The following is a 15,489-nucleotide window of genomic DNA, read 5'->3' on the forward strand; positions in this document are numbered from 1 at the left end:
ACCCGCGCTCCGACGGCGTCAGCGCCTCAGGTAGTCTTCCGCCAGCACGACCGCGGCGTAGTCGTCCACCGGCCGGGGCGGGGTCCACATCCCGCGGGGCAGGAGACGCTGCCACCAGCGGGGGGCCTGCTCCTGGAAGTACCGCGCGCGGGCCCGCAGGGTCGAGTGCTCCTCGGGCACCAGCGTCACCGCGAGGTTGGGGACGATCTGGCGGATGGCCGCGACGACGTCGCGCGCGCCCGTCCCCTCCCCGATGATGACCGTCGCCCCGGTCTGCTGCTGGAGCAGGTAGTGGCACGTCAGGCCGATCTCGGCGGTCGGCACGACGGCGCGAAAACGGACGCCCTCGTCGGTGACGAGGGCCAGACCGCACTTGTCCCGACCGGGATCAATCGCCAGAACGGTCCTGCCCATTCGTCTCCGCCCCCTCCTCCCCCACCTCGATACGGATGAGCAGCGGGTCGGTGATGTACGTATCGGCGGCCGCCACGACGCGGACGAGCACGGGGCCCTTGTGGGCCGTCACAGCGTCGAGGGCCTCGAAGAGCTGCACGAAGTTCACGCCGCCGTATTCACCGGTCACCGGGTCGGCCAGCAGCCCATTCTCCTTCGCCTCGCGCCGGACGATCTTGGTCACGAGGTTCCACAGTTGCTTGAACACCTCGGGCCGGGGCAGCGAGCCGTCGATCTCGACCTTGTAGACGAGTTGGTTCTCGAGAAACACCCGCACGTAAGGCAGCGCCCACAGCTCCACCCCGACCGGGGCCACTTCGTCGTGGTACATGCGGCGCGCGACCCGCACCCCGATGACGAAGGTGCGCTTGCCGGCCGCCTGCAGTTGCTTGGAGAAGGCTTCGACGATGGCGGCCTGATCGGGCAGGGCCCCGCCGGGTTGCATGTTGGGCGGCAGGGGGCGGATGAGCCGCACTGCCAGGCCGTTCGGTCCGGGCTCTGCGCCCCGGCCGGCCGCGGCCTGCCCGGCCGTGATCAGCACCCGCAGCACCCGGTCCTCCGTCTCCGCCAGATCATCCCCCACCTCCACGATGGTGCGCACCAACTCGTGGCCGGTTTCCAGCTCCACCGGGCTGTTGATCAGGCGGATGACATCGGCGAAGTCCGACTTGAGGCCATCCACCTGCGCCTGGAGGGCAGTGACCTCCGACCCCTTCACGGTCACCTCATCTTGCCTCTCCGCCAGACGCGCCGACGTCTCCGTCAGCCTTTCGTTCAGCGCCGTCAGGCGGTCCTGAAGACCGTCCAGTTGCCCCTGGAGCTTCTCGATCAGACCCCGCAGGCGGCTGGCGCTGCCGGCGGCCCGCCGCACTTCCTGCTGGGCGGCGCCGAGCTGCCGGTTCGTGGCCGCGACATGCTGCCGGGCCTCGCCCAGGCTGTTCTGGGTGGTGGTGAGGTAGCCGCGCAACTCCATGGCACGCTGCTCGCTGCGGTGCGCCTGGGCCTCGGTGCGCTGCTGCTGCGCTTCCAGCTCCTGGTTCTGCTGCAGTAGCTCCGTCTGGCGCTGGCGCAGCTCGTCAATGTGAAACAGGGCGTCCCGGGCTTCGGAGCTGCCGAGCAGGGCCGCCCCGACACCGATGAGCGGCAGCGCCACGCCCACGGCGATGCCGATGAGCCGCGCCGTCGTGCGTGGGCGCAGGCCGAAGAGGCTGTGGCGGCCCTTGCCGAGGCGATAGCCGATGACGTCGCCGGCCCAGGCGATGAGACCGCCCAGGATCGGCAACACGATAAGGGCAAACCAGCCGAAGGTGGACATGATGGGGAACCGTCCGGCATTTCGCGGCGATGGCCGGCGTCACCTGCACGCAGAGCGGAGCCGAGGGCCCCTACTGCGCCTTGGCAAACAGCGCGATGCCGGCTCCAAAGAGCACCGTGTTGGGCAGCCACGCCGCCACCACGCACGGGATCGCGCCCTGCTGCCCGACCAGGACCAGCGAGTAGAACATGACGTAGTAGGCCAGAGCGATGACCAGCGACAGGCCCAACCCAATGCCGGCAGTGGCCCGGGCGGGCCGCAGGCCCAGGGGAATGCCCACGAAAGCGAAGAACGTGGGCAGCCACGGCAACGCCCAGTGCATGTGGATATACTGGATGATCTGCACCTGGTAGGGGCGGAAGGCCATACCCATCCGGCGCCGGTTGGCCAGCTCCCGCCACAGCTCGCGCAGGCTCATCTCATCGAGGATCTTCGGCTTTTTGGCCAGCTCCTGCGGCGTCTTGCCCAGGTCGTGCACCCGCACGTTGAAGCTGACGCTCGTCTCGCGACCCTCGGCGTCCAGGGTCTTGTACTCCACGTTGCTCAGGACCCACTCGTTGTTCTGCCAGGAGGCCTCCTGGGCCTTGAGCGTCTGCCACAAGTCGCCGTTGCGCAGCTCCATGATGACCAGGTCCTCGAGCCGCATGTGCCGGGGGTCGTAGAGCCGCGCGTACACCAACCGCTGCGGCTTGGCCGGCGGCACCGCGAAGAAGAGGTTCTCGATGGGCTTGCTGCGTCGGGCGTACTCGCCCTGGATCCTGAAGGCCTCGTCCAGGCACGCCGGCATCAGCGACTCGTTGAAGCCGAGGTTCACCACCGAGATGAGCAGAGACATGACGAGGATCGGTGTGGCCACGCGCGGGAGACTCGCGCCGCCGGCCCGCACGGCGATGATCTCCCCGTTGCCCGACATGTTGGCCATGGCCATCAGCGCGCCGAACACTGTGGCCATCGGGAAGGAGAAGACGAAGACCTGGGGCAGGCGCAGGAAGAAGATGCGCATGACGGCCCCGGCAGGGAAATGGTCGCGCACGAGGAGCTTGAGCACCGTGGGGGCGACCTGCATGCCGATCAGAACGACCGTGAAGGCCCCCATGCCAAACAGGAAGGGGCCCAGGAACTCCTTGGTGATGTAGCGGTCAAGCAGGCGCATGAGGTCTGACTACATCCGGAACTTCTCGCCCAGGTAGTACTTCCGGGCGAGCGGGTCATTGGGGATGTCGGCGGATAGCCCTTCCACGCGGATTTGGCCCTCAAAGATGATGTACGCGCGCTCCGTGATGCCCAGCGTCTCGCGCACGTTGTGATCGGTGATGAGGATCCCGATGTTGTCATCCTTCAGGTGCGTGACGATGGCCTGGATCTCTTCGATGGCGATGGGATCCACGCCGGTGAAGGGCTCGTCGAGGAGAATGAAGGAGGGGTTCGTGCACAGCGACCGCGCGATCTCGACCCGGCGGCGCTCGCCGCCCGAGAGCAGCACCCCCGCGCGGTTGGCCAGGTGCGTCAGGCCCAGCTTCTCCATGAGGTGATCAGCCCGCTCGTGGCGCTGCTGGGCGGTCAGGTTCTGCATCTCCAGGATCAGCAGGAGGTTGTCGCGGACGCTGAGCTTGCGGAAGACCGAGGGCTCCTGCGCCAGGTAGCCCAGGCCCTCGCGGCAGCGCTGATGCATGGGCAGAGCGGCGAGGTCGCGGCCGTCCAGCAGCACCCGTCCCGCCTCACTCTGGATCAGCCCGATCATCATGTAGAAGCTCGTGGTCTTGCCCGCCCCGTTGGGACCCAGCAGACCGACGATCTCGCCCCGGTTCACCGAGACGCTGACGCCGTCCACGACCCGGCGCCCCCCGTATGACTTGACGAGACCCTCGGCGACTAGAGACATGGTTCCTCGATCGTTGCGGGGGCGCGGGCGTGGGGACACGCCCGCCCACACGGCTTCCATGCCCGCCCACGCGGCTACTGCGTCTTGGTTTCCACCGTCAGGTTGGCGTTGTCCACGGTCAGCTTGCTGGTCTTCAGGTTCGCCGTGATGGTCTCGCCGGTGAAGTGGATGGCCTCGGCGCGGGCGAGGCCGCCCTCGGCACCGGCGCCACCTTCACCCTCGACCGGCAGTAGGTCGGCCGTCGCGCCGCCGATGAGCTTCACGATCTGCGTATCGTCGGTGTAGGTGGCCTGCTGCTTGGCCGAGCCCACGATCTTGCGGCGCTGGCCGCTGGCGTCGGGCTTGGTGGTGATGGTGAAGTTCACCGGTCCGGCCGCCACGACCGACAGCACGCGGTCGGACTTGGGGCTGAGCTTCACCGCCATGGTCGGCGCGACCATCGTGGCATCATAGTTACCCGTCAGCACCAGCTTCGTCCCGCCGGAAAAGTCCACGGTGTTCGCCGCCCAGTCGTACTCCATGGTCTGGGCGGTGACAACGGCGTTCTGCGCCTTCTTGACCTGCTGGGCCACGGCCACCGCGGTGGCGACCAACATGAGGCCGACGAGGACCGAAACGATCAGCTTTCTGCTCAACGCGAACACCTCGCTGTGATGCGACTTGCCTGCCGGCCCGGGAGCGCGAGGGCGGCTCTGGAGAGCCGCGCTCCTACGGCGCCGGCCTAACCGCGGCGCTCGAAGCGCACGCCGCCGCGCAGGCGCACCTTCTTGGCCTTCGGGTCTACGACGATCTCCCGCGCCGTGGCCACATACTGCCCCTGCACAAACCGGGCGCCGCCGGAGCCCACGAGCTTCTGGGTACTGAAGTTGTAGACCACGTGGTTGACCTTGAAGGTGGCGCCGCCCTCGGTCATCCGCCCGTACACGCCCTCGTCGAAGGTCAGCACCTTCGCCGCGTAGTCGGCGTGGAACACGGGGGCCTGCAGGATGCAGGGCATCTTGGCCTTGCTGGTCATCTCGAACTGCACGTTGCGGCCGGTGACGGTCTGCTGGTCCTTGTCGAACTCCAACTCGCCCCGGGCGATGACCGACCACTCAAGCTGCCCCTGCGGGTCGCGCTGCTCGATCTTCGCCCCCTCGACCGCCAGGCCCGGCGCAGCCTTGCCCGGCTGCGGCTTGGTCGCCTCCGCCACGGGCGCCGGCGGGCCCGGCGGGGCGGTGTCGGCCGGCTCTTGGGAATGTCTCATGCCGAGGTAGATCGCGCCCACGGTGATCAGCAGCACCGCCGCGACTACCAACAGGGGAACGTGCTTGGACATGACGCCTCCGCCTCTGCCGTGCTACGACCGGCAGGGCTTCTGCCGACCCCACCGTGTCCGCCACAGGGCCACGATGGCCCGCCAGCCGTCCTGCCAGCGGATCTTCTTGCCCTCGGCGACGGTGCGGGGGTTGTAGTGGATCGGTACTTCGACGATCTTCAAGCCGCGGCGCCGCGCCTCCATTTCCAGCTTGGCCGCCGTCTCGAAGTCCAGATCGAAGCCGTTGCAGCACAGCTCCAGACTCTGCAACACCTCGCGCGGGGCCATTTTATAGCAAGTGGCGATGTCTGTCAGCTTGCTTTTGAACAGGCGCTGGAAGAACACGTTGACGAACTTCCCGCCCACGCGGAACATCGTGCGCTTCATCGCCTCCCCGCGCGCCTCGGCCCCCAACACCCGCGAGCCGAAGGCCGCCAGCACCCCCTCCTGCTGCATCGTCTCCAGGAGCTTCACCAGGTCATTCGGATCGTACTCCAGGTCCCCGTCCTGGACCACGACGTACTGCCCCTGGGCCAGGGAGATGCCTCGCCGGACGGAGTTGCCCTTCATCAGGTTCGAGGGCTGCAGGACCACGCGGACATCGTTGTACTGCAGGCCCTGGAGGATCTCGCGCGTGCCGTCAGTAGAGCAGTTATCCACCACGATGATCTCTTTGGCTATGGGCAACTCACGGACGCGCCGCAGCACCTCGAGAACCGTGGGCCTCTCGTTATAGACCGGGACGACAATGGAAAGTTGCGGGTCAGGAATGTCGGTCATGGATGCTCTTGTACCATGTGTAGGTGGCGCCAAGGCCCTCGGCGAGCGGCGTTGTGGCCCGCCAACCGATCTCCTCGGCGGCGCGACGCACGTCGAGGTACTGGTGCACGATCTCGCCGCTGGCGGTGTTCTGCACTTCGGGCGGCAGGTCCACGCCGCTGACAGCGACGATTTGCTTGACCAGTTCCAACACGGACACGGGAACGCCGGTGCCGATGTTGTACGCTCGCCCGGCCGCCGGCCCCTCGGCCACCGCCTGCGCCAGGGCCAGATATGCGCCGACGGCATCGCGGACGAAGAGGTAGTCGCGCAGCGGCGAGCCATCGCTGCGGATGATCGGCCGCTCGCCTCGCATCAGCGACAGCATCGTGGCCGGGACGATGCGGGAGGGGCTCGGGTCGCCGGGCCCGTACAGATTGGCGCAGCGCGTGACGGCCACGGGCAGGCCGTAGGTGTGGGCGAACATCCGGGCCAGCAGGTCCGCGCAGGACTTGGAGGCGTCGTAGGGGTGCAGTCCCAGCAGCGGCGCCTGCTCCTGGTAGGGCAGCTCCGGCTGGTCGCCGTAGGCCTTGTCGCTGGAGGCCACGACGATAGCCTCCACGAGGCCCCGTTCCCGCAGCTCCCGGCAGGCCTCCAGCAGCGTGTACGTGCCCCGCACGTTTGATTCCAGGGTGCTGTACGGCGAGCGGTTCGCCAGGCCGACGATGGCCTGGGCCGCCAGGTGGAACACGACCTGCACTTCGTGCTCATTGACGATGCGTCGGCAGGCCTCCAGGTCGGTGATGTCGCCCTGGACCAGCGCGACGCGCTCTTCCAGCCCGGACAGCTGCAGGTAGCTGTCCACCGGCCGGTCGCGGTAGAGGCCGATGACCGCGGCGCCACGGGCCAGCAACTCCTCGGCCAGATGCGAGGCCAGAAAGCCGTAGATGCCCGTCACCAGCACGCGGCGGCCCTGCCAATCAGTCATCCGATGCTCCCTCGGTCGCTGCGAGCCGCCGCCACGGCGCCTGCCCGCTCTCCCACAACTCGTTGAGCCGCAGGTTGTCCTTGTAGGTGTCCATACACGCCCAGAAGCCCTCGTGGCGGTACGCCGCCAGTTGCCCCGCCGCCGCCAGCCGTCTCAGGCAGCCCGTCTCCAGCGGGTCGTTGGGCTCCAGCCAGTCGAAGACCTCGCGACTGAAGACGAAGAAGCCGCCGTTGATCCAGTCGGGCAAGGACGGGTTCTCCACCATCTCTGTGACCGTGTCGGCGCCGTTGAGCGTCACGTGCCCGAACTGCGACCGTGCCCGCACGGCGGTCAGGGTCGCGACCTTGCCGCTGGCGCGGTGGAAGTCGGCGAGCACCCGCAGGTCCAGGTCAATCAGACCGTCCCCGTAGGTCACCATGAAGCAGTCGTCGTCCTGGACATGGGCCCGGATGCGGCGGATGCGCTCGCCCTTCTCGGAGTCCAGGCCGGTGTGGCACAGCGTCACGTTCCAGCGGGGCGCCTGCTCCTCCTCGACGAAGTGCCGGTCCACGCCGTTCCCGATCGTCAGGCTCAAGTCCCGCCCCTGGAACGGCAGGCGGTTCACGAAGTAGTCCACGATCTCGTCGGCCTTGTAGCCCAGCAGCAGCAGGAAGTCCGTCATGCCCGCCGCGGCGTAGATGTTCATGATGTGCCAGATGATCGGCCGGCCGCCGACCTCAAACAGGGCCTTAGGGTGGGCGGTCTCGCCGCCGAGCAGCCGCGTGCCGCGTCCCCCGGCCAGAATGGCGATCTTCATCACATGCTCCCCACGAAGGGTGGCGGGTAGTGCGCCGCCACCAGCGCGCCGTAGCCGCACACGGACCATAGCGCCATGGCCAGCACCACCACCAGCGCTAGCGCCACCGCCCACTGTCCGGCGCGGCGCCGCCCCACGTCCCACAGTCCCAGTACCGTCAGCAGGGCTAGGGGTCCATTCGCCGTGAATAGGTAGCGGGCCTGCGCCTGGTAGAACTCGGTGTTGAAGCGCAGGAAGAACACGACGACAACGACGAGCAGGATCCAGGCCAGCGTCCACACCTGCCGGCGCCAGTCAGGCGCTGCGACCGAAGGGCTCTCCTGGGCACGGCGTGGGCTGCGCTTGCCGCCGGACCTGGCAGGGCTAGGCTCCGGGGAGCCCTCCCCCACCTCCACCGGCCGCACACGCTGCCGCACCAGCCCGGCCAACACCAGCAACCAAACCAGGAAGCCCAGCAGGTAGTACCACGCGGGGCTCCACACGTTCGCCTGGCCGTAGACGCCCCAGAAGCTCAGCGCCGTATTCATAACAACCAGGGAGAAGTACGCGCCTCCGCTCAGCCCGAGCTTGAAGAAGTACTCCGGGGTCGCCCGATCCACCTTGAACAGACGGTTGAAGACTGCCGCCGCCAGCGGATCGCCATAGATGATCTGGTTGCGCACAAACCACCAGCCGGCGACAACGACGACCACTGCGGCGATGATCGCCAGCGCCGTCAGCGCCTGCCGCGTGGCCGTGGCGCGCTCCTCATCGCTCTGCTCTCGCCGGGAGACGGCCATCACGACCGCCAGCAGCACGACCGGGGCCAGCGCCAGCGACGTGCTCTTGGACATGAGCGCGAGCGCCCAGGACAGCCCCAGCCACGCCGCACGGCGCGTCGTGAGCCCCTCCTCCACGATGACAGCACAGAGCAGGAACGTCAGCAGGCAGAGCGCCTCGGCCAGGCCGTCGTTGGTCACGGCCGACAGTATCAGCGTCCGCCCCGGCCACAGCGCCAGCAGCAGCGCCGGCGCGAGCGCCAGGAAGCGACTCTGGGCGAATACGCGCCGCCCGAGCAGCCACGCCAGCCAGACGCCAGCCGCCGCGACCAGGACGCTCCAGAGCCGCAGCGCCACGACCGGCCCATAGGTCGCCTCGGTGGCCGTCTGGCCGCTCAGCAGCTCCTGCACGGCCAGAGACGGCAGCGCCGACAGGTAGTACAGGGGCGGCTGGTGGGCCTCGTAGTTGTCGTTGGCCGACAGGAACACGGGGAGGGTATGGTGCCGCGCCAGCCAGATGACGTACCCGGCGTGGCAGGCCTCATCGGGCGGGGTCGGGCGCGGGTCACTGTAGTTCGTCGGCACCACCAGCGCTGCGATGGTCCCGAAGATGACGAACACGGCGACCGGCAGCAGCCCGAGCTTCAGCGGTGGCCTGGAAGCGGTCATGGGCTACTGCCCCCGACCACGGCGAACAGCATGAACTCCGGGTGGAGCGAGAAGGTCGTCACGGGTTGCAGCAGGTCCGTCTGGACGGCCTCGCGCAGCAAACTCATGGACTTGTCCTGCGAGTTGGTCAGGTCGGGGAGGTACCGGGCATTCAGCAGCACGTGCGTGATCCCCAGTTCCCGGTAGCGGGTGATGAGCTGCGACGGCGCGCTCATGCTGTCGTAGGGGATCAGGTCGGAGTGCCCGTACTCGGCCCAGAAGGCATCGCGGTTGAAGTAGAAGGTGCGCACCTCGCCATAGGTCGCGATGCGCGCGTCAGGCGGGGTGTTCTGGGCGATGTACGCGCTGGGCTCGTAGACATCGAGGGTCTCCAGCAGGTACTGCTCGCGCGACTGCAGGCCGAACACGACCGGGAGTGCCGGCACCGCCAGCATGGCGACGACACCGAGGGTCGCCACCGACTGGAGCCCGATCGCCGCGATGACGAAGTACGAGCCCAGGCGCCCGCCGCGCGTATACCGCACGATCACATATCCCGCCGCCGGCGCGAGGATCGCCAGCATCGGCAGCAGATAGCGCCCGAGCTGCATGGACACGAACCACCAGAGCCACATCGGGAGGAAGAGCCAGCAGGTCAGCCGGACGGCCGGCGGGCGCGGTCGCAGCAGAAGCAGCAGCGGCAGCAGCGCCAGCCACAGGGGGCCGATGGAGGTCATCAGCAGGTTCTGCAGCGCCCCCAGGTTCACCTCATACTCCGAGGGCAGGTACGTCAGCCCGAGGGGCGCAAACAGCCATTTCCAGGGCTCTCTGGGGCCCGCCAGCAGCCGCTTCCAGCGCGGCATGGCGTCCAACTCGGTCTGTGGCGGCAGCTCCCCCAGGCCGAACTCGAGCTGGTGCCGCTGGTAGGCCAGTGCCCGGTCGGCCGACCAGTGCTTGCCCCCGAACACCCCGTAGGCGAACGGGTAGAAGGGATTGCCGGTGTTCACGGCGCTGCGCACATACCAGGGGGCGGCCAGGCACAGGCCGACCATCGTGGCGAAGGCCGTGCGCACCAGGCGTGTCCGGAACGACACGCCCCCATTGGCGCCCGCGGGCTTCACCAGCAGCGAGGCGGCCATCAGCACCCCGAAGACGGCCAATCCCTGCATCTTCACGGTCATGGAGCAGCCGGCCAGCAACGCGGCCAGCACCAGGTCCGGCGTCCGCCCGCTCTCGCGCCAGTGCAGGAAGGCCAACACCGCCAGCAGGACGTACGCCAGCAGCGCCAGGTCCACATACGCCACGCTGGCCAGCCACACAAACATGGGACAGGTGGCCAGCACCAGCATCCCTGCCGTGCATGTGCGTGACCCCAGGAACCGGCGCCCGATCAGGAACACCGCAAACAGGGCGATGAGCCCATGGAACCAGTGACAGAGCTTGGCGGCGGTCGCCGAGCCATACAGCAGGCCCAGGCTGTAGAGCATCTGCATGTTCGACGGGAACTGCGAGTGGTGGTCATGCCAGAGCGGGACGACTTCGTGGTGGCGGGCGTAGAACGAGGCCTGTGCGAGATGCTCGGCGAGCCCGTCGAAGTCCCGCCCCGCGGGGGGCTCCAGGGCGGTGATGAGCGAGCCGAGCAGTAGCAGCAGTAGAATCGCCGCCAGGGGCGCGTGGAACTCCGACCGGAAGGCCCGCAGGAAGCTGCTCAGGACCCGCAGCAGCCCCTCCCACAGCAGGTCCCAGTTCCCCAGTCCGGCCACCGCGAACACGGCCAGCATCACGGCGGCGGACCAGGCGGTCAGGTGGTGCGCCAGGCCCAGAGCCAGCGTCCCGTAGCCGATGAGCACGGTGCCGACGGCGGCGCCGCTGAGCAGTCGCTCGGGAAGGGCTTCCGGCGCCAGGCGCGTCAGGCGCAGCAACTGCGCCCCGACGGGCACGGCTACACAGGTGATGATAAGGAAGATCAGGAAGCCCAAGACGCTATCCGCCCGTGAGGGCCGCCAGATAGGCGACCATGATCTGGCGGATGAACAGGATCACCGCCAGCAGGCACCAGAGGCCCCCGACGATCTGCACCCACATCGGGAGTTCATCGTTCACTTTTGACATAACGATACCACCAGACACTCCAACACCGTGCGCTCATCCGCCTTCTGATCGGACATGCCCTTGAGCACCAGGTCGGTCTCATACAGCCGCACCATCGCCCGCGCCAGTTGGGGCTCGGTGAAGTTCCGCGCCTGGGCGGCCAGCTTCCCCTGCACGAAGGAATGGGCCGTGGCCAGCGAGGTGTCCTCAGGGAAGGCGGCCTTGATCTCGTCGGGGAGGCTGTCCAGGGAGCGGCAGAACTTGAGCGCGTAGACGGCCTGCCACAGCAGGCGAACCTGGCGGGCGATCATCCCCAGAATCCCGATGGCGGCCCCGCGCTTGGTCCCGGCGGGCATGAGCGTACGGACGATGTCAATGGCCGTCGGCGCATCGCGGCGGCCGATGGCGTCCACGAGGTCGAACACGCCGCGATCATCACCGGCGGACGAGGCCGCCTGGACATCGGCGATGGTGATGAGCGGCGCCGCCCCCACGTAGACCGCCAGCTTGGCGATCTCATTGGCCAGACGATCCACATCGCTGCCGGTCGTGTTCACCAGCGTCTCGACCGCCGCCCGGTCGATCTGCTTGTCGTAGCCGGCGACTTCCTGGGCCACCCAGCCGGCGATCTGCCGGTCGCCTGGCTCGGCGAGCTGGCGCACCTCCCCCACCTTCTGCGCCAGTTTCAGCAGCTCCGCGGCCAGCGGGGGTTTCTTCTTGTCCCGATCGCTCTTGGGGGCGGTGGTGATGATGACCGTCGTGCCCGGCGGCGTGTTCTCCAGCGGGCGCGTCAGCAGCTTCTGGTCCTTCGCGCCCACCGCCTGCAGCTCGTGCACGACAACCACCCGCTCATCCGCCAGCAGCGAGGCCGACGGGATGGCGGCGGCGATGACCTCCAGCTTGTCCTCGCCCGCCCAGTACTGCTCGAGCGAATACTCCAGGTCTTCCGGCCGCAGTAACTCGCCAACCAGGCGCTGTAGCTCGCGGCGCTTGAGGACATACGAGGCACTGTGGAGGACGATGAGTGGTCGAGCGGGGTCTGGCACGGCGATCTCCTGGCGAAGCGACTGGACCTGATTGTAATGCCGGGGTGGGACGAAGGCAAGAAGAAGGAACCCGTCGCGACTGCAGGGAAGACACTCCTATCTGACTGGAGAGGACCCCGATCATGCCTGACGTGCTCATGCACATCAACTACTTCGAGGCTGGCTACTCACTTAGCACGCTGTTCGACGAGGCCAAGTTCTACGGCTACGACGGCGTGGAGCTGCGCGGCACGCGCGAGGGCTTGACGCCGGCCAAGTACGTCGCCCAGGTCAAGAAGGAGATGGCCCGCACCGGCCTCTGCGTCGTCATGGCCTGCCCCTGCAACCTCAACAACCCCAAGGCTGACGAGCGTGCCGCCGCCGTGGAGCAGTCCACCGACCTGCTCAAGAAGGCCGCGGCCATCGGCGTGAAGCTGTTCAACACCATGGCCGGCTCACTGACCGTCGCCGGCATTCCCTACACCGAGTTTGACAAGCACGGCTCGGGGGCCGCGACGTGGGAGCAGTGGGCCTGGGCGGTGGAGGGCTTCCAGCAGTTGGGCGCCGTCGCCGAGGAACTCGGCGTCCGCATGGCCTTCGAGACCCATAACGGCTACATCCACGACCTCGCCAAGCCCACTGCCGAGTTCCTGCGGCGCATCGGCTCGCCCGCGATCGGCGCGAACCTGGATATGGGCAACATCGTGCTCAACAAGAACGGCGAGCCGCTGCGTGACGCGCTCAGCATCCTGGGCGACAAGGTCTACTACAACCACCTTAAGAACATCTTCAAGCCCTCGACGGGCGGCTACATCGTCTGCGGGTTGTCCGACGGTGTGATTGACAACCGCGTGTGGGCCCAGACGCTCAAGGACACGGGGAATCGCAGCCCGATCTGTCTCGAGGCCCCACGCCAGGGCGACCGCGACTTCTTCGCCAAGGCCGACATCGAGTACTTCCGGTGGGTCCTCGAGGGCATCGGCTGGGCCTAGTGCCGTAGGAGCGCCGGCTTCCAGCCGACAGCCGTAGGAGCGCGGGCGTTCCAGCCCGCGCCGTGCCATCCCAACCGCGGGCTGGAAAGCCCGCGTTCCATTGCCATGAGCTACCTTCTCTTCGCCACCGACTACCCGCCCCAGACCGGCGGCATCCAGCGTTACCACAGCAACCTCGCGCTGGCCCTGCAGGCCCTGGGGCGGGAGGTGCACGTGGTGGCCACGGAGTCGTCGGGCTGGCAGGAGCATGACGCCGCCGCACAGGTGCCGGTGACCCGCATTCCCGGGGGCCTGAGCAAGCTGCGGACGACGCAGCGCATGCGCGATCAGGCCCTCGCGCTTGCCAACGGCCTCAGCCGGCCCCTGAGGGGCATCGTCGCGACGAAGTGGTCGCCCGAAGGGTTGGGGGCCCTGCAGGCGGCGCGGCGGCTGGGCGTGCCGTGGGGCGTGTTCGGCCACGACCGCGAGTTCATCCTGCACGCCGCCAATGTCATCAAGTGGGCGCTGCAGAGCTACCTACTCACCCGCGCCGACCTCTGCTTCGCCATCAGCAGCTATGCCGCGGACAGCTTCCGCCGGGGCTTTGCCCCCGCGTCGCACATCCGTATGGTCGGCTGCGGCATCGAGAGTGAGCTATTCCAGCCGGACCCGACCACCGCGGCGCGGCTGCGGGAGCGCTTCGGCCTGCAGGGACGGCCCGTGCTGCTGACCGTCTCCCGCCTGGTCCCCCGCAAGGGACACCTGACGGTCATGCAGGCCCTGCGGACGGTGAAGCAGCGGTTCCCGGACGTCGCCTATCTGATCGTCGGCGAGGGCGAGTTCCGCGCCCGGCTGGAGCAGGGCATCGTCGCGAACGGCTTGCAGGGCCAGGTCATCATGGCCGGCCGTGCCGGTGACGACGAGCTGTGCGGCTACTACACGCTCGCCGACGCCATGGTCATGCCCAGCTATGACATCCCCGGCAAGCCGACCGAAGGCTTTGGGCTGACGTATCTGGAAGCGAACTGCTGCGGGACGCCCGTGATCGGCAGCCGCACCGGCGGCATCCCCGACGCCATCGAGGAGGGGTGCAGCGGGCTGCTGGTACCCCCGCGCGATCCGAGGGCCCTCGCGCAGGCGATTGAGCGCCTGCTGGGCGACCCTCAGGCGGCGCGCGCCATGGGTCGCTACGGTCAGGAGCGCGCCCGCACGCAATTCGCATGGGGGCAAGTGGCGCGGCGCGTGGACGCCGCGTTCGAGGAGCTATGTCAGCCAAGAGCAAGCTGAGACAGGCGCGGCGCATTGTGTTCGTGGACCAGGCCGAGGACATCGGCGGGGCCGAGCAGAGTCTGCTCGAGCTGCTGCCGCGCCTGGACCGGCGCCGCTACCAGCCGCTCCTGCTGCACACCGCGGGCGCGCACTGGGCGGACCGCGTGGAGCTGGCCGATGTCCCCCGTCTCCCGGTCCTCACGCCCTCGCCGCTGCTGGTCGCCAAGCGCGATGAGCTGAAGCCCGGTGTCATCGCCTCATATGACCACCTGATCGCCTCGCGGCGGCCAGTAGCCGAACTGCGCCGCGCCATCGTCGAGCAGCGGGCGGACCTGGTGCACACCAACGCCCTCAAGAGCCACCTGCTGGGCGGCTTTGCCGCCACGCTGGCGCGCGTCCCGCTCGTGTGGCATGTGCGCGACATCCTGACCGAACCCCCGGCGCGCAAGTGGCTGCTGCAGACGGCGCGCTCCTTCAAGCCCTACATCATCGCCATCTCCGAGGCCGTCGCGGAGCAGTTCCACCCCTTGCGCCACCTGCTGCACCTGCGCGTCATTCAGAACGGCATTCCCCTGGACAAGTTCTGGCCGGGACAGCCGTCGGGCGCGCTGCAGCAGGAGTTGGGGCTCGGCCCTGAGGACGAGGTCGTTCTAGTGGTGGGGCGCCTCACGCCCTGGAAGGGGCACGAGATGCTGCTGCAGGCAATGCAACTCGTGCGCGAGCAGCGTCCCCGGGCCCGACTCCTGGTGGTGGGCACGACGACCTTCTGGGAGAAGAGTTACGAGCAGGACCTGCGCGCCAGGGCCGAAGCGCTGTCGCTGGGAGACTGCGTGCAGTGGCTCGGGTTCCGCACCGACATCGCTGACTTGCTGCGTCTCTGTAATGTCTTCGTGCTGCCCTCCATCAACGAGCCCTTCGGGCGCGCGCTCGTCGAGGCCATGGCGGCGGCCAAGCCTGTCGTCGCGATGCGCAGCGGGGGCGTGCCGGAAGTGATCCGCGACGGCGTCTGCGGCCTGCTGATCGAGCCCGGCCAGACCCGGCACCTCGCCGACGCCATCAGCCGCCTGCTGGCCGACCGGCGCTTCGCGCATGAGATGGGGCAGAACGGGTGGCGGCGGGCCAACCGCTACTACGACATTCGGCGCGTCGCGCGCGAGGTGCAGGAGGTCTACGAGGAGATCCTCGGGCGCTAGGACAGGTCTCCAGGAGATGCAACGAGCCGCGACCAGGATGATCG

15 protein-coding genes are annotated in these 15,489 nt (G+C 68.1%); 3 read left to right on the forward strand and 12 right to left on the reverse strand.

Annotation, left to right across the window (positions count from 1 at the left end; all coding sequences use genetic code 11):
* Positions 1–18 precede the first annotated feature (18 nt).
* The 12 genes from LLH23_19230 to holA all read right to left on the reverse strand — a co-directional run bounded on the left by LLH23_19230 (position 19) and on the right by holA (position 12,033).
* A complete protein-coding gene (locus tag LLH23_19230) occupies positions 19–414 on the reverse strand; it encodes a hypothetical protein (protein ID MCE5240598.1) in 396 nt (131 codons plus the stop codon).
* Positions 389–1,768, reverse strand: a complete 1,380-nt coding sequence (locus LLH23_19235) for a DUF3084 domain-containing protein (GenBank protein ID MCE5240599.1) — start codon at positions 1,766–1,768, stop codon at positions 389–391. The genes LLH23_19230 and LLH23_19235 overlap by 26 nt, the downstream gene beginning before the upstream one ends.
* A 70-nt stretch (positions 1,769–1,838) precedes the next feature.
* Entirely contained in the window at positions 1,839–2,921 is a 1,083-nt protein-coding gene (locus LLH23_19240) for an LptF/LptG family permease (protein MCE5240600.1), read from the reverse strand.
* 9 nt (positions 2,922–2,930) lie between these two features.
* Complete coding sequence (lptB, locus tag LLH23_19245; GenBank protein ID MCE5240601.1) at positions 2,931–3,650, reverse strand: LPS export ABC transporter ATP-binding protein; 720 nt, start codon at positions 3,648–3,650, stop codon at positions 2,931–2,933.
* A 74-nt stretch (positions 3,651–3,724) separates the two neighbouring features.
* The gene (locus LLH23_19250; GenBank protein ID MCE5240602.1) at positions 3,725–4,285 is read right to left on the reverse strand and encodes a hypothetical protein; all 561 of its coding nucleotides are present in this window, start codon (positions 4,283–4,285) and stop codon (positions 3,725–3,727) included.
* A gap of 86 nt (positions 4,286–4,371) precedes the next feature.
* A complete protein-coding gene (locus tag LLH23_19255) occupies positions 4,372–4,968 on the reverse strand; it encodes a hypothetical protein (GenBank protein ID MCE5240603.1) in 597 nt (198 codons plus the stop codon).
* Positions 4,969–4,989: 21 nt separating this feature from the next.
* Positions 4,990–5,727, reverse strand: a complete 738-nt coding sequence (locus LLH23_19260; GenBank protein ID MCE5240604.1) for a glycosyltransferase family 2 protein — start codon at positions 5,725–5,727, stop codon at positions 4,990–4,992.
* The gene (locus tag LLH23_19265; GenBank protein MCE5240605.1) at positions 5,711–6,694 is read right to left on the reverse strand and encodes a GDP-mannose 4,6-dehydratase; all 984 of its coding nucleotides are present in this window, start codon (positions 6,692–6,694) and stop codon (positions 5,711–5,713) included. Before LLH23_19265 ends, LLH23_19260 begins: the two co-directional genes overlap by 17 nt.
* Positions 6,687–7,490: an NTP transferase domain-containing protein gene (locus LLH23_19270; protein MCE5240606.1), complete on the reverse strand. Its 804-nt coding sequence runs from the start codon at positions 7,488–7,490 to the stop codon at positions 6,687–6,689. The genes LLH23_19265 and LLH23_19270 overlap by 8 nt, the downstream gene beginning before the upstream one ends.
* On the reverse strand, positions 7,490–8,917 hold the full coding sequence (locus tag LLH23_19275; GenBank protein MCE5240607.1) for a glycosyltransferase family 39 protein: 1,428 nt from the start codon (positions 8,915–8,917) through the stop codon (positions 7,490–7,492). The genes LLH23_19270 and LLH23_19275 overlap by 1 nt, the downstream gene beginning before the upstream one ends.
* On the reverse strand, positions 8,914–10,875 hold the full coding sequence (locus LLH23_19280; GenBank protein ID MCE5240608.1) for a glycosyltransferase family 39 protein: 1,962 nt from the start codon (positions 10,873–10,875) through the stop codon (positions 8,914–8,916). The genes LLH23_19275 and LLH23_19280 overlap by 4 nt, the downstream gene beginning before the upstream one ends.
* A gap of 120 nt (positions 10,876–10,995) precedes the next feature.
* Positions 10,996–12,033: a DNA polymerase III subunit delta gene (holA, locus tag LLH23_19285; GenBank protein MCE5240609.1), complete on the reverse strand. Its 1,038-nt coding sequence runs from the start codon at positions 12,031–12,033 to the stop codon at positions 10,996–10,998.
* A 122-nt stretch (positions 12,034–12,155) separates the two neighbouring features.
* Here holA and LLH23_19290 point away from each other — a divergent pair, with 122 nt between their 5' ends.
* From LLH23_19290 to LLH23_19300, 3 genes are all read left to right on the forward strand, one after another.
* Positions 12,156–13,004 (forward strand): sugar phosphate isomerase/epimerase, encoded by an 849-nt coding sequence (locus tag LLH23_19290; GenBank protein ID MCE5240610.1) that lies wholly within the window; start codon positions 12,156–12,158, stop codon positions 13,002–13,004.
* Positions 13,005–13,109: 105 nt separating this feature from the next.
* Entirely contained in the window at positions 13,110–14,270 is a 1,161-nt protein-coding gene (locus LLH23_19295; GenBank protein MCE5240611.1) for a glycosyltransferase family 4 protein, read from the forward strand.
* Positions 14,249–15,445, forward strand: coding sequence for a glycosyltransferase family 4 protein (locus LLH23_19300; protein ID MCE5240612.1), 1,197 nt, complete (start codon positions 14,249–14,251; stop codon positions 15,443–15,445). Before LLH23_19295 ends, LLH23_19300 begins: the two co-directional genes overlap by 22 nt.
* Positions 15,446–15,489: the final 44 nt, after the last annotated feature.

The sequence above is a fragment of the bacterium genome (assembly GCA_021372615.1).
Classification (GTDB): Bacteria; Armatimonadota; Zipacnadia; order Zipacnadales; family UBA11051; genus JAJFUB01.

Coding starts and splice junctions, on each gene's coding strand:
- lptB (MCE5240601.1), bottom strand. CDS start 3,650: ATGTCTCTAGTCGCCGAGGGTCTCGTCAAGTCATACGGGGGGCGCCGG.
- LLH23_19290 (MCE5240610.1), top strand. CDS start 12,156: ATGCCTGACGTGCTCATGCACATCAACTACTTCGAGGCTGGCTACTCA.
- LLH23_19260 (MCE5240604.1), bottom strand. CDS start 5,727: ATGACCGACATTCCTGACCCGCAACTTTCCATTGTCGTCCCGGTCTAT.
- LLH23_19240 (MCE5240600.1), bottom strand. CDS start 2,921: ATGCGCCTGCTTGACCGCTACATCACCAAGGAGTTCCTGGGCCCCTTC.
- LLH23_19295 (MCE5240611.1), top strand. CDS start 13,110: ATGAGCTACCTTCTCTTCGCCACCGACTACCCGCCCCAGACCGGCGGC.
- LLH23_19230 (MCE5240598.1), bottom strand. CDS start 414: ATGGGCAGGACCGTTCTGGCGATTGATCCCGGTCGGGACAAGTGCGGT.
- LLH23_19300 (MCE5240612.1), top strand. CDS start 14,249: ATGTCAGCCAAGAGCAAGCTGAGACAGGCGCGGCGCATTGTGTTCGTG.
- LLH23_19270 (MCE5240606.1), bottom strand. CDS start 7,490: ATGAAGATCGCCATTCTGGCCGGGGGACGCGGCACGCGGCTGCTCGGC.
- LLH23_19235 (MCE5240599.1), bottom strand. CDS start 1,768: ATGTCCACCTTCGGCTGGTTTGCCCTTATCGTGTTGCCGATCCTGGGC.
- LLH23_19275 (MCE5240607.1), bottom strand. CDS start 8,917: ATGACCGCTTCCAGGCCACCGCTGAAGCTCGGGCTGCTGCCGGTCGCC.
- LLH23_19255 (MCE5240603.1), bottom strand. CDS start 4,968: ATGTCCAAGCACGTTCCCCTGTTGGTAGTCGCGGCGGTGCTGCTGATC.
- LLH23_19265 (MCE5240605.1), bottom strand. CDS start 6,694: ATGACTGATTGGCAGGGCCGCCGCGTGCTGGTGACGGGCATCTACGGC.